This window comes from Roseibium marinum, from assembly GCF_002906165.1.
GTDB lineage: Bacteria > Pseudomonadota > Alphaproteobacteria > Rhizobiales > Stappiaceae > Roseibium > Roseibium marinum.
Genome location: NZ_PPCN01000005.1, coordinates 269,518 through 282,095, shown reverse-complemented (window position 1 = coordinate 282,095; position 12,578 = coordinate 269,518). Strand labels below are relative to the sequence as shown.

General features: G+C 61.8%; 11 protein-coding genes. 7 read left to right on the top strand and 4 right to left on the bottom strand.

What is annotated here, in order from left to right; genetic code table 11:
- Positions 1-227 precede the first annotated feature (227 nt).
- Complete coding sequence (locus tag CLV41_RS14000) at positions 228-2,126, top strand: ABC transporter transmembrane domain-containing protein (protein WP_103223015.1); 1,899 nt, start codon at positions 228-230, stop codon at positions 2,124-2,126.
- Here CLV41_RS14000 and CLV41_RS13995 read toward each other — a convergent pair.
- A complete protein-coding gene (locus CLV41_RS13995) occupies positions 2,096-2,887 on the bottom strand; it encodes an SDR family NAD(P)-dependent oxidoreductase (protein WP_103223113.1) in 792 nt (263 codons plus the stop codon). The genes CLV41_RS14000 and CLV41_RS13995 overlap by 31 nt on opposite strands.
- A 135-nt stretch (positions 2,888-3,022) precedes the next feature.
- A complete protein-coding gene (locus tag CLV41_RS13990) occupies positions 3,023-4,930 on the bottom strand; it encodes a propionyl-CoA synthetase (RefSeq protein ID WP_103223014.1) in 1,908 nt (635 codons plus the stop codon).
- 206 nt (positions 4,931-5,136) lie between these two features.
- Here CLV41_RS13990 and CLV41_RS13985 point away from each other — a divergent pair, with 206 nt between their 5' ends.
- Positions 5,137-5,901: a sulfite exporter TauE/SafE family protein gene (locus tag CLV41_RS13985; RefSeq protein WP_103223013.1), complete on the top strand. Its 765-nt coding sequence runs from the start codon at positions 5,137-5,139 to the stop codon at positions 5,899-5,901.
- Positions 5,902-6,001: 100 nt separating this feature from the next.
- A complete protein-coding gene (locus tag CLV41_RS13980; protein WP_103223012.1) occupies positions 6,002-7,636 on the top strand; it encodes an acyl-CoA synthetase in 1,635 nt (544 codons plus the stop codon).
- An 89-nt stretch (positions 7,637-7,725) separates the two neighbouring features.
- On the opposite strand, the gene CLV41_RS13975 is transcribed toward CLV41_RS13980, so the two are convergent.
- On the bottom strand, positions 7,726-7,905 hold the full coding sequence (locus CLV41_RS13975) for a YdcH family protein (RefSeq protein WP_103223011.1): 180 nt from the start codon (positions 7,903-7,905) through the stop codon (positions 7,726-7,728).
- 454 nt (positions 7,906-8,359) lie between these two features.
- Between CLV41_RS13975 and CLV41_RS13970 the strand changes: the two genes are divergently transcribed.
- The 3 genes from CLV41_RS13970 to CLV41_RS13960 all read left to right on the top strand — a co-directional run bounded on the left by CLV41_RS13970 (position 8,360) and on the right by CLV41_RS13960 (position 10,374).
- Positions 8,360-8,566 carry a YdcH family protein gene (locus tag CLV41_RS13970; RefSeq protein ID WP_103223010.1) on the top strand — a complete coding sequence of 69 codons (207 nt, stop codon included), beginning with the start codon at positions 8,360-8,362 and terminating at the stop codon, positions 8,564-8,566.
- A gap of 189 nt (positions 8,567-8,755) precedes the next feature.
- Complete coding sequence (gene purE, locus CLV41_RS13965; protein ID WP_103223009.1) at positions 8,756-9,250, top strand: 5-(carboxyamino)imidazole ribonucleotide mutase; 495 nt, start codon at positions 8,756-8,758, stop codon at positions 9,248-9,250.
- A gap of 29 nt (positions 9,251-9,279) precedes the next feature.
- Positions 9,280-10,374 (top strand): 5-(carboxyamino)imidazole ribonucleotide synthase, encoded by a 1,095-nt coding sequence (locus CLV41_RS13960; protein WP_103223008.1) that lies wholly within the window; start codon positions 9,280-9,282, stop codon positions 10,372-10,374.
- A gap of 5 nt (positions 10,375-10,379) precedes the next feature.
- Here the strand turns inward: CLV41_RS13960 and CLV41_RS13955 are convergent, their stop codons facing one another.
- On the bottom strand, positions 10,380-11,777 hold the full coding sequence (locus CLV41_RS13955) for an MATE family efflux transporter (RefSeq protein WP_103223007.1): 1,398 nt from the start codon (positions 11,775-11,777) through the stop codon (positions 10,380-10,382).
- Between the two features lie 400 nt (positions 11,778-12,177).
- Between CLV41_RS13955 and rpsU the strand changes: the two genes are divergently transcribed.
- The gene (rpsU, locus tag CLV41_RS13950) at positions 12,178-12,411 is read left to right on the top strand and encodes a 30S ribosomal protein S21 (protein WP_103223006.1); all 234 of its coding nucleotides are present in this window, start codon (positions 12,178-12,180) and stop codon (positions 12,409-12,411) included.
- Positions 12,412-12,578: the final 167 nt, after the last annotated feature.

The following is a 12,578-nucleotide window of genomic DNA, read 5'->3' as shown; positions in this document are numbered from 1 at the left end:
CCGGATGCGGACGCCGCCCTCAGAAACATGTGGCGGGGATATACCCCAAGGCGACGGGCAAGACAAGGGGCAAAATCCGGCAATCTCCTCCTGCCTTCGGGAAAGGAACCGATACGCTTCCCAGCACCTCCCAGCGCTTCCCCCTGGCGGCGTTTGGGCTCCCGGCAGCTTCAACAACGCCATCATGCGCTCGGACTTGACCTATGCCATTGAGCCCGTCGCCGAACATGTTAAAGACGTGCGCAAACGACGAGGAGATCCTCTTGGCCGACGCCCAAGCTTCAGACGCAAATTCCCCCACGATTTCATCCGCGGGATCATCGCGAAAATCGCTCAGGCCGCTGACCCGGCTGCTGCCCTATCTGCTGAAACACAAGGGTGTCGTGACGGCCGCGGTCATCGCGTTGTTTTCGGCGGCCGTCATCACCCTGGTCCTGCCCGCCGCCGTCCGCCGGATGATCGATTTCGGCTTCGGGGCCGATGATCCCGCTCTGGTGAATTCCTATTTCGCCGTCCTGGTCGGGGTCGTATGCGCTCTGGCGCTGGCAAGCTCCATCCGCTATTTCCTGGTGATGTGGATCAGCGAACGGGTGGTGAGCGATGTCCGCTCGGATGTTTTTGCTCATCTGACCCGCCTCAGCCCCGCCTTCTACGACAGCGCGAAATCCGGGGAAATTCTCTCCCGCCTGACAGCCGACACCACACAGATCAAGTCGGCCTTCGGCTCCAGCGCCTCGCTTGCCATGCGCAACCTGATCATGTTCGCCGGCGCATCGGTGATGATGGTGGTCACCAGCCCCCGGCTCTCCGTCATTGTCCTTGCGGCCATTCCCGTCATCCTTGTTCCCATCCTCGGCTTTGGACGCCAGGTGCGCAGAAGATCCCGCTTCGCCCAGGATACACTCGCGGACGCCTCCGCTTTCGCCGGCGAAATGCTCGGCGCGGTCCGCACCCTGCAGGCCTTCACCCATGAACGCCGCAGCGCCGATCGCTACCGGGCCGCTGTCGAGGCCGCGTTTCAGGCGGCCCGCCAGGCGATCATGGCCCGTGCCGCGCTGACCGGTTTTGCGATCTTCGTCATCGGGGCCAGCATTGTCGCGGTTCTGTGGATCGGCGCGAGTGACGTGTTTTCCGGCAGGATCACCGGCGGGGAACTGAGCCAGTTCCTGCTCTATTCCATCCTGGCAGCCGGGTCCCTGGCCGCGCTGTCCGAGGTCTGGGGCGAGCTCTCCCAGGCAGCAGGCGCCGCCGAGCGCCTGTCCGAACTTATGGAGATCCAGCCGGAAATCAGCGCTCCGGCCGATCCGGTCCGCCTCCCGGAAACACCGAGGGGCGAAATATCCTTCGACCAGGTTTCCTTTGCCTATGAAAACAGTCGGTCGCTGCCCGTTCTCACCGAGCTGGCCCTTACGGTTTCCCCTGGAGAAACCGTCGCGGTGGTCGGCCCGTCGGGTGCGGGAAAATCCACGCTCTTCAGCCTGCTGATGCGCTACTACGACCCGACGGCGGGAAGCATCCGGCTGAACGGTGTTGATATAAGACAGCTCGATCCGGAAGACCTGCGCGGGCACATCGCCCTGGTCCCCCAGGACACGGCCATTTTTGGAGCGAGCATTGCGGAAAACATCGCCTATGGCCGGCCGGACGCCTCCCGCGAGGAAATCGTCGCCGCCGCGCAGGCAGCCCTAGCCGCGCCTTTCATCGACACCATGACGAACGGCTACGACACCCTGGTGGGCGAGCGCGGCATTACCCTTTCCGGCGGCCAGCGCCAGCGCATCGCCATCGCGAGAGCGGTTCTCAAGAGCGCCCCCGTCCTGCTTCTGGACGAAGCCACCAGCGCCCTCGATGCAGAAAGCGAGAACCTCGTCCAGCAGGCGCTCGACCGGCTGATGGAAAACCGCACCACGCTGGTGATCGCCCACCGGCTTGCGACCGTGCTCAAAGCGGATCGCATCCTTGTGATGGAGGGTGGCCGGATTGCCGAGACCGGCACCCACGCCGAACTCAGCGCCGCCGGCGGCCTCTACGCCAAACTCGCCCGGCTGCAGTTCGGAGCCGAGGAAGAGCTGGCGCAAGCGGCAGAAGAAGAAGATCAATCCTCGTCAGGCACGGCGACCGTGTAGTTCAGCGGCATCCTGCCGCCATCGGCGAAGATGGTCTGCCCGGTCACGTAGCTGGCATCTTCGGACGCCAGGAATGCGGCAACGCCGGCGATTTCGGATGGATCGCCGATCCGCAGCATCGGCGTGCGGGACATGATGCGGTTTTTCGCCGCCGGATCGTCGTTCACGGAGGCAAGCATATCGGTCATGATCGATCCCGGACCGACCGCGTTCACCCGGATGCCGTATTTGGCCAGTGACAGCGCGGTCGCCTTTGTCAGCTGCGACAGGCCGCCCTTGGAAACGCAATAGGGGATCTGGTTGGGGATCGCCAGGACCGAATTGATCGACGACATGTTGACGATGCAGCCCGGAGCGCCTCCGCTTTCCACCTTCTCCACCATGTGGCGGGCGACGGCCTGCGAACACAGGAACGCCCCCTTCAGGTTGATGGAAAGAACCCGGTCGAAATCATCTTCCTCCAGATCAAGGAAATCGGCACCGGCGACAATCCCGGCATTGTTGACCAGAACATTGATATCGCCGTGGGCGTTCAGCGTTTCCGCGACCAGATTGCGGACGTCCAGACGCTCGGCGACATTGCAGTGGATATACATCGCTTCACCCAGGGAATTCAGATCCCCGGCCGCCGCTTCTCCGGCCTCATCGTCGACATCGGCGATAACGACCTTCGCGCCGTCCATGACGAAACGCCTGGCAATGGCGAGCCCTATTCCACGGGCTGCGCCGGTTACGATGGCGACCTTATTTTCCAAAGACACGGAAACCTCACGGCTGCTTGAGTAAATTCGCACCGCGTCAGATACGCGGGCCGCTTCGCGGCGGCCCGACATTAAGAGGCATTACAGGCGCTGTCGATGGCCGTTATTCGCCTCCACCGTCGGCATTTCGGTTTATCAAACGGAAATGCCGTGTGTTTTCAAGGCGTCGCTGATCTCGTCCAGAATCGCCGGATCGTCAATGGTCGCGGGCATCCTGTAGCTCTCACCGTCGGCGATCTGGCGCATCGTGCCGCGCAGGATCTTGCCGGACCGGGTCTTGGGAAGCCGCTCCACCGTGATCGCGATCTTGAAGGCGGCGACGGGCCCGATCTTTTCGCGCACCAGTTTGACCAGTTCCTTTTCGATTTCGTCGTGAGGCCGCTCGACACCCGACTTCAGAACCACGAAGCCGCAGGGCAGCTGCCCCTTCAGCTTGTCGGCAATGCCGACCACCGCGCATTCGGCGACATCCGGATGGGTCGCCAGGACCTCCTCCATGCCGCCGGTGGACAGCCGGTGTCCGGCCACGTTGATGATGTCGTCCGTCCGCGACATGATCGACAGATAGCCGTCGTCGTCAATCACCCCGGCGTCGGAGGTCTTGTAGTAGCCCGGGAATTCCGCCAGGTAGGCGTCGAAGAATCGCTTGTCGGCGTTCCAGAGCGTCAGCAGCGCGCCCGGTGGCAGTGGCAGTTTCACCACGACGTTGCCCAGCGTGTTCGTCCCCAGGGGATGACCGGCATCGTCCAGCACCTGCACATCGTAACCGGGCATCGGAACGGTGGGAGAGCCGGGTTTGACCGGCAGCTGCCCAAGACCGAGCGGGTTGCCGACGATGCACCAGCCGGTCTCGGTCTGCCACCAATGATCGATGACCGGCACCTGCAGCTGGTCGATCGCCCAGTTGACGGTTTCCGGGTCGGCGCGTTCACCGGCCAGGAACAGCGACCGGTACCGGGAAAGGTCGTATTTCCCGATCAGTTCGCCGTTCGGGTCTTCCTTGCGGATCGCCCGGAAGGCGGTCGGCGCGGTGAAGAGCGACACCACGTCGTGGTCCGATATCACCCGCCAGAAGACGCCCGCATCGGGCGTGCCCACCGGTTTCCCCTCGAATACGATGGTCGTGCAGCCATGCAGCAGCGGCGCGTAGCAGATATAGGAATGACCGACCACCCAGCCGACATCGGACGCGGCCCAGAAGACCTCCCCGGGCTGGACGTCGTAGAGATTGCTCATCGACCATTTGAGTGAGACCATATGGCCGCCATTATCACGCACGACGCCTTTCGGCTGGCCGGTCGTGCCGGAGGTGTAGAGAATATAGAGCGGGTCGGTTGCCATGACAGGCACCGGCGCGATCCGCCGGCCGGCGGCCTTCGCCTCATCCTGCAAGGCGCCGAGATCATGGTCCCTGCCTTCCGTCAGACCGGCGGCCAGTTCCTCCCTCTGAAACACCAGACAGCTTTCCGGCTTGTGCCGCGCCTGCTCGATCGCGGCATCGATCAGCGGTTTATAGGCGATGACCCGGCCCGGCTCGATGCCGCAGGACGCGGCGATGATGGTTTTCGGCGTGGCATCGTCGATGCGGGTCGCCAGTTCATTCGCGGCGAAACCGCCGAAGACGACGGAATGAACGACACCCAGGCGCGCGCAGGCGAGCATCGCCATCACCGCCTGCGGCGTCATCGGCATGTAGAGGATCGCCCTGTCGCCCTTCTCCAGCCCCTTGTCGGCAAGAACGCAGGCAAGCGCCTCGACCTCCTCCAGCAGTTCCGAATAGGTATAGGTCGCGGTTCTGCCGGTGATCGGGCTGTCGTAGATCAGCGCGGGCTGTCCGGGCCGTCCGCGCTCCACATGGCGGTCGAGGCAGTTGTAGCAGGTGTTGCATTGCCAGTCCGGAAACCAGCGCCCGTATTGCCCCCCGTCGGGATCGAAGACCCGGTCGGACGTCGAAATCCAGTCGATTTCCGAGGCCGCATCCTTCCAGAATCCCAGCGGATCGTCCTTCCAGCCCTGATAAACCTCGTGATACCGGCTCGCCATGACTTCTCCTCCCAGATAGCCACCCGCTTCAGCCGCGATCGTCTGATCGCGGCTGAAGCGGGCTTTTGCACAATAGAGTGCTGTAAGGGCATGAGGAATTGCAAGCCTCCCCGCATAAGCAATTCGGTGGTCGGGACTTTACGTAATCATTCTGGCATGCTTGTCTGCCGGTCCTGTCCCGATCCACGATCCCACCTTAAAAGCTCATGTCCCCGATTTCAGACCCCTGGTTCTATGCAGCCGCCATTCCGTCCGTGTTTCTCGTCGGCCTTTCAAAGGGGGGCTTCGGCGGGACATTCGCCATGCTCGGCGTCCCGGTCATGGCCCTTGTCGTTTCGCCGCTGCAGGCCGCGGGCATCATGCTGCCGATCCTGATCGTGATGGATGTGATCGCACTTCTCGCCTACAAGGGCCGCGCCGACTGGAAAAGCCTGACCATCCTGTTTCCGGCCGCTGTCGTGGGGATCGGCGCCGGCTGGGCTGCTGCCGCCTATGTGAACGACTCCTTCGTCACCCTGCTGGTCGGTGTCATTTCCATCGCCTTTGTCGCCGACTACGTCTTCGTGCGGCGCAAGGAAACCAGCGCACCGGGCCACAATGTGCCCAAGGGCACATTCTGGGGAGCGGTCACGGGCTTCACCAGCTTTATCAGCCACACGGGCGGTCCCCCGTTCCAGATGTACATGCTGCCCCTGCGCCTCGCTCCCCTGCTGTTCGCCGGCACGGCCGTAATCTTCTTCGCCGCCGTGAACGCCATCAAGCTGGTGCCCTACTTTCTGCTCGGCCAGTTCGATTCCACCAATCTGACGACGTCGGTCATGCTGTTTCCGGTCGCCCTGATCGCCACCCTGGCCGGAGTCCGCCTCGTGCGCATCGTCAAGGCGGAAACCTTCTACGGCATCATCTACGTCTTCATGGCCGTGATCGGCGTCAAACTGACCTATGACGGCATTTCGGCTTTCTTCGTCTAGGTCGCAAGGCGACAAGACCATCCATTATCTGCAAATCAGGCATTGCGCGCTGTCCGCTTTCCGGTTTTGATTCCGGTAAAAGGATCGAGGGAGGAAGACCATGGATGCCAGTGTCAGCCCGTTCGCCCAAGGACTGGACAAGACCACCGCGAACTATGCCGCGCTGAGCCCGCTCAGCTTTCTCGCACGGGCCGCCGATGTGTTTCCCGACACGGTTGCGATCGTCCACGGCAATCAGCGCACCGACTATCGCGACTTTTACCGCCGCGCGCGCCAGCTTGCCTCCGCGCTCGCCGGGCTCGGTGTCGGCAGGAACGATACGGTCAGCGTGATGCTCCCCAATGTGCCGCCGATGCTGGAAGCCCATTACGGCGTGCCCATGTCCGGCGCGGTCCTGCATTCGCTGAATACGCGTCTGGACGCGGCCGTCCTCGCCTTCCAGCTGGATCACGCCGAATGCAAGGTCCTGATCACCGACCGGGAATATGCCCCGGTCGTCAAGGAGGCCTTGTCGATCGCCAGCGTGCGTCCCGTGGTGATCGATTATTCCGATCCCCAGTTTCCCCAGGACGGCGAGCGCCTCGGCACGCTCGACTACGAGGGTTTCCTGCAATCGGGCGATCCGGACTATCGCTGGACCTTGCCCGAAGACGAATGGGACGCGATCGCGCTCAACTATACGTCCGGCACGACGGGCAATCCAAAGGGCGTCGTCTACCATCACCGCGGCGCCTATCTGCTCGCCCAGGCGAATGTGATCACGGCCGCCATGACCGGGCACCCGGTGTATCTGTGGACCCTGCCGATGTTTCACTGCAACGGCTGGTGCTTTCCCTGGTCCCTGTCGGTGGTCGCCGGCACTCATGTCTGCCTGCGCTGGATCAGGCCGAAAGCCATGTGGGACCTGATCGCCGACCGAAAAGTCACCCATCTGTGCGGCGCGCCGATCATCATGTCGACGCTGCTGAACGCGGCGCCCGACCAGAAACGCGCGCTCGATCACGTGGTTGAGTTCTTTACCGCCGCAGCACCGCCGCCGGAAAGCGTGCTTGCGGCCATGAAGACCGCCGGTTTCAACGTCACGCATCTCTACGGCCTGACCGAAGTCTACGGCCCGGCCGTCGTCAACGACTGGAAGGCGGAATGGGATGCGCTGCCGCTGGACCTGCAGGCACACAAGAAGGCCCGCCAGGGCGTGCGTTATGTCGCCCTGGAAGATCTGGCCGTGCTCGATCCGGAGACGCTGGAACCTGTTCCCGCCGATGGCCAGACCCTCGGCGAGGTCATGTTCCGGGGCAACGTGGTGATGAAAGGCTATCTGAAGAACCCCGACGCCACCGAAAAGGCGTTTGCCGGCGGCTGGTTCCATTCCGGCGATCTCGGCGTGATGCATCCGGACGGCTATATCCAGCTCAAGGACCGGTCCAAGGACATCATCATTTCGGGCGGCGAGAACATCTCGTCCATCGAGGTGGAGGAGGTGCTCTACAAGCATCCGGACGTACAGGCCGCAGCGGTCGTTGCCCGGCCGGACGAAAAGTGGGGGGAGACACCCTGTGCTTTTGTCGAACTCCGGCAGGGCGCGGAAGTCGGAGAGGCGGATCTGATCGCCTTCTGCCGGGAACATATGGCCCCCTTCAAGGCTCCCAAAACGGTCGTCTTCTGCGAACTGCCTAAAACCTCCACCGGCAAGATCCAGAAATTCGCGCTTCGCGAACAGGCGAAGGCGCTTTAGGTCCAGGATACGGCCGGCCGGGGGAGTGTATAAAAAACAAAAAACGCCGCGGCGAAGCGCGGCGTTCTCGAAACATCTGGCAAACGCTGCTAGTGAAGCGTCACATCCTGCCGTATTCGCTCGATCTCGTCCTTGATCTTCAGTTTTTGTCGTTTCATGCCAGCCAATTCCAGAGAGTCCGTACTCGGGTGCAAGTTTGCATTTTCGATCTTGCGTTCCATTTCCGCGTGACGGCGCTCAAGTTCTGCGAGATGTGACTGCATTGACATGGAAAAACCTCCTGTCCGTTGGCTTGACACGGTCATCGTGCCATAGGAAATCCGCCCTTGTCGATTGCGGTTTCTGCATATCTTGATCGTTTCGCCGTCAAATTACGCATTCTCGCTGCTATCCTTAGAAAACTCTAAAAATGGCTCCACAAATAAGCGGTTCTAAACTCACGAATTTTCTCCATGAGAATTTTACCGGCCCACAGGTTTTCCCAAGGGTGAAAATCTGTGCGGTTTATGGTCACGCCCGTGTCGGGCATGATGGACGGCGGCACCCCGGCAAAGATGCTATCTTGCCCGCCGGCGGAAAAATGGACTACATCACCCTGCCCGCTTGTGGAATCACGTGAAAGCGGAAAAGGTGATCGTTCTTTAGGTATGAGGGTATCTCTCCTGCATTGGGCCCGACGTGGGAAAGATGTTCTGGAACTGATCCCGTTTCCGGGGAATACAGATGGCGCAAATGGACAATGATGCTTTACGGACGGAGCTCGCGCAGCTTCGTCAGGAGCACAGGGATCTTGACGTTGCAGTGGAGGCGCTGGCGACAACATCCAACCATGACGCCTTGCAGCTTCAGCGGCTGAAAAAGAAAAAGCTGATGATCAAGGACCGGATCAGCGCGCTGGAAGACCAGTTTTTTCCCGACATCATCGCGTAACGGGCGTCCATGGCAGTCAATCCTTTCAACTGCCTACCGCTGACGTCGGCGCAGGTTTTTTCCGGTAATTGCGGCTTGCGATGAACGGCGCGCTGCCTATACTCCGCCGCTCTTCGAGATCAACGGACGTTCGACCGTCAAAGGCCGGACGCCAGAAAATTGATCCTTCCCAGGGTGGTGGAGCAACGAATGGCAAACGCGGATGTGGCAATCATCATGGGCAGTCAGTCGGACTGGCCGACAATGAAACACGCGGCCGATACGCTCGATCAGCTCGGTGTGACGTATGAAGCCCGGATCGTCTCCGCTCACCGCACGCCGGACCGCATGTATGACTTTGCCAGAAGCGCGAAGTCGGAAGGCTTCAAGCTCATAATCGCCGGTGCCGGCGGCGCGGCCCATCTTCCCGGAATGGTTGCCGCGCTGACGCCGCTGCCGGTCTTCGGCGTTCCGGTGGAGAGCAAGGCCCTTTCAGGGGAAGACAGCCTTTTGTCGATCGTGCAGATGCCGGCCGGCATCCCGGTCGGAACGCTCGCGATCGGCAAGGCGGGCGCGACCAACGCTGCCCTGCTTGCCGCCGCAGTGCTTGCCCTGACCGATCCCGGTGTAGAAACCGCTCTGGATACCTTTCGCGCCGAACGCACCGCGGCAGTCGCCGAGGTTCCCTCAAACGAGGCGCATTGAACTTTCGCGTGGAAACAGGAATTCAGGCCATGAGCTCCAAAAACCGGCTGAGCCCGGGCGATACGATCGGAATTCTCGGCGGAGGTCAGCTTGGGCGGATGCTCGCGCAATCGGCAGCCAGCCTGGGCCTGAAGGCGCATATCTTCTGCCCCGATCCGGATAGCCCCGCATTCGACGTCAGCGCCGGTTTCACGGTTGCTCCCTATGACGATATCTCCGCTCTCGATCGGTTCGCCGCCGCCGTTTCCGTCGTCACCTACGAATTTGAAAACGTCCCCGGCCCGACTGCCGCGCATCTCGATGCGAAAGTGCCGGTCCGGCCCGGCGTGCGTGCGCTTCAGGTCGCACAGGACCGTCTGTCCGAAAAACAGTTCCTGACCGAAGCCGGTGTCACGATAGCCGGTTTCGCGAAAGTGGATTCGCAAGAGGACCTGGAAACCGCCTTGACCGCCTTTGACGGCAAGGGGGTCCTGAAAACCCGCCGCTTCGGTTATGACGGCAAGGGCCAGTTGATGATCCGCGGCCGGGAAGACGCTGCCGGTGCATTTGAGAAAATCGGTGCGGTCCCCGCCGTGCTTGAGGACCTCATCTCTTTCGAATGCGAAGTCTCGGTGATCGTCGCCAGGGATCTGGATGGCACCTGCGCCAGCTATGACATCGCCCGCAACCATCACGAAAATCACATTCTGAAAACCTCAACGGTTCCGGCCGGCGTCTCCGGGGAAACCACGGCCTCGGCCCGAGCCATGGCCGAGCGCATTGTCACCGGTCTCGACTATGTCGGCGTGATGGGGGTGGAGATGTTCCTGGTCCGCGATGGTGCCGGAGAACGGCTCCTGGTCAACGAAATCGCTCCGCGGGTGCATAATTCCGGCCACTGGACACAGGATGCCTGCCTGACATCCCAGTTCGACCAGCATATCCGCGCGGTCGCCGGCTGGCCCCTGGGCTCCGCCGAACGCCATTCAGACGCGGTGATGGAGAACCTGATCGGTTTTGAGGCCGACGGCTGGCGCGCCGTGCTTGAGGATCCTGCCGCCCGGCTGCATCTTTACGGCAAGTCGCAAACCCGCGCGGGCCGCAAGATGGGCCATGTGAACCGGATTTCCCAAAAGACGGTCTGAGGCGATCAGGCCCTGACCAGTCCAAGCTTTTGCCGGCGCGCGAAGCGCAGGTTTGCCAGCAGGGCGACCGAGGCAAGGCCGCCGGCCAGCCCGGTCCAGACACCGACGCCGCCCCAGCCGGCCGCGAATCCGAGACCGAGCGACAGGCTGATACCGACCACCCAGTACCCGAAAAGCGCATAAAACAGCGGGATCGTGGTATCGCCAAGCCCGCGCAGGTTGTTCACCCCGATGATCTGTCCGCCATCGGCGAGCTGGAAGATCGCGGCGACCAGCAGGAACGAAGTCCCGTAGGCCATGACATCACGGGCTTGCGGATCGTCGAGGTCGAGATAGAAGCCGACCAGGGTTTCCGGCAGGGTCCAGAACAGAACCGCGAAACTGCCCATGCAGACCATGGTCACCGCGAGCGCCGTCCACCCTGCCCGGCCGACAGCCACGTGATCGCCGCGTCCCGCCGCCAGGCTGACACGGGTCATGGCCGCCACGGAAAAGCCGACGGGCACCATGAAGGTGACCGACGCGATCTGTAGCGCGATGCCGTGCCCGGCCAGGGGGAGGGTTCCGAGCCAGCCGATCATGATGGAGGACGCCGTGAACAGGGCGCCTTCCGCGATGATCGTCAGGCCAATGGGCGTTCCCAGGCGGACGATCTGAAAGAACGCCGGCCAGTCCGAACGCCAGATCCGGCCGAGGATATTGTAGCGCCGCAGTTTCGGATGCCGGATGGCGTAAAGAATGAGAAACAGGCAGGTGGTCGACGCACTGAACACCGAGGCGATCCCCGCCCCGACAAGCTCCAGGCGCGGAAATCCGAACTCCCCGAAAATGAGCAGATAGTCGAGGATGGCATTGACGAGCGCTCCGGCAATCGTCGCCCACAGCACCACCTGGGTGCGCTCCATGACGGTCAGGAAGCCGCGGACCGCCATGATGAGAAGCGCGGGCAGCATCGTCCATTGCAGATAGCGCATGTAAAGGCCGGCCGTCGCTGCCAGGTCCGGTTCCTGTCCGAGCGCCAGCAGAATGGATTCGGTGAAGAACAGAACGCCCCAGACCGGTATGCAGAAGAGCACGGAAATCCAGAAGCCCATGCGCACGGCCCGGCGCAGGTCCCGAGGTTTGCGCTGGCCGCGCGCCCTTGCGGCAAGCGGAATGACCGCCTGCAGGACCCCCATGCCGAAGAACCATGTGAGCATATAGAAATTGAACGCCAGCACGGAAGCCGCCAGCTCTTCCGCTCCCAGACGGCCGATCATAAGGACATCCGTGGTATTGATCGCCATCTGCGCCAGCTGTGCGCCCGCCAGGGGCAGACCCAGAGCAAGTGTGGGGAGAATGTCGCTTCGCCAGAGGGATGTGCCCGTATGCGAATCGGGGGCCTTTGACGCGAACTGCGCCATTGTTTCCTCCAGCAGTCAGGGTTAGAAAAGGTGGGGTCCACCTCTAGTCTCCTGGAGAGGCGGTGCCAACCCTTAAATTGCCGCCGCAGCCCGGCGGAAGATGCGCGTATCCGGGTGGCAGGCTCGGTGCCTGCGTCCCCTTTCTTTTCGAATGACTGTGGACACGGCCGATTGGCTCTGGTATTAACCCGGCCAAAGTGAGCGACGCGTCAGCGGCGATCAGGTTTCCGTTCACATGTGGTGCTCGATACACATGTAAACGAGATGGGCGTTGGCTGCGTGTTTTCAGGGCGGCTGCAGAAACCGCTGGCAAAGCCTCGCTTCAATCATTGTCCAATACTGGCCAAGTCCAATTCTGGCTGCGGATCGGTCGCAGCGCAACGAAAATGGGAAAAAACGCGTGCAGGTTCTGGTTCGCGACAACAATGTCGATCAAGCGCTGAAGGCGCTCAAGAAAAAGATGCAGCGCGAAGGCATCTTCCGTGAAATGAAACTTCGCGGTCATTTCGAAAAACCGTCTGAAAAGAAGGCGCGTGAAAAGGCTGAAGCAATTCGCCGCGCGCGCAAGCTGGCTCGCAAGCGGGCGCAGCGTGAAGGTCTGCTTCCGGGCAAACCGGCTGCCGCTCGCCGCTAAGCGGCTTGAGCGTGCCTGGCGGCATTGACCGCCCGCCTCATACAAAACTGCCGTAAGGCCGACCGGAGCCACGGTCGGCTTTTTGGCGTTTTGTGGAGAAAGCCTCGGACACAGGCACTCCCGGAAGCCAAGCCACATTCACGCCCTATTGGAGGCAGAAGAACGGC

Bases quoted from the DNA above. Each gene is read 5' to 3' on its own strand.
- CLV41_RS14000 (WP_103223015.1), top strand. From the start codon at position 228: ATGTTAAAGACGTGCGCAAACGACGAGGAGATCCTCTTGGCCGACGCC.
- CLV41_RS13990 (WP_103223014.1), bottom strand. From the start codon at position 4,930: ATGGCGAGCCGGTATCACGAGGTTTATCAGGGCTGGAAGGACGATCCG.
- CLV41_RS13985 (WP_103223013.1), top strand. From the start codon at position 5,137: ATGTCCCCGATTTCAGACCCCTGGTTCTATGCAGCCGCCATTCCGTCC.
- CLV41_RS13980 (WP_103223012.1), top strand. From the start codon at position 6,002: ATGGATGCCAGTGTCAGCCCGTTCGCCCAAGGACTGGACAAGACCACC.
- CLV41_RS13975 (WP_103223011.1), bottom strand. From the start codon at position 7,905: ATGTCAATGCAGTCACATCTCGCAGAACTTGAGCGCCGTCACGCGGAA.
- CLV41_RS13970 (WP_103223010.1), top strand. From the start codon at position 8,360: ATGGCGCAAATGGACAATGATGCTTTACGGACGGAGCTCGCGCAGCTT.
- purE (WP_103223009.1), top strand. From the start codon at position 8,756: ATGGCAAACGCGGATGTGGCAATCATCATGGGCAGTCAGTCGGACTGG.
- CLV41_RS13960 (WP_103223008.1), top strand. From the start codon at position 9,280: ATGAGCTCCAAAAACCGGCTGAGCCCGGGCGATACGATCGGAATTCTC.
- CLV41_RS13955 (WP_103223007.1), bottom strand. From the start codon at position 11,777: ATGGCGCAGTTCGCGTCAAAGGCCCCCGATTCGCATACGGGCACATCC.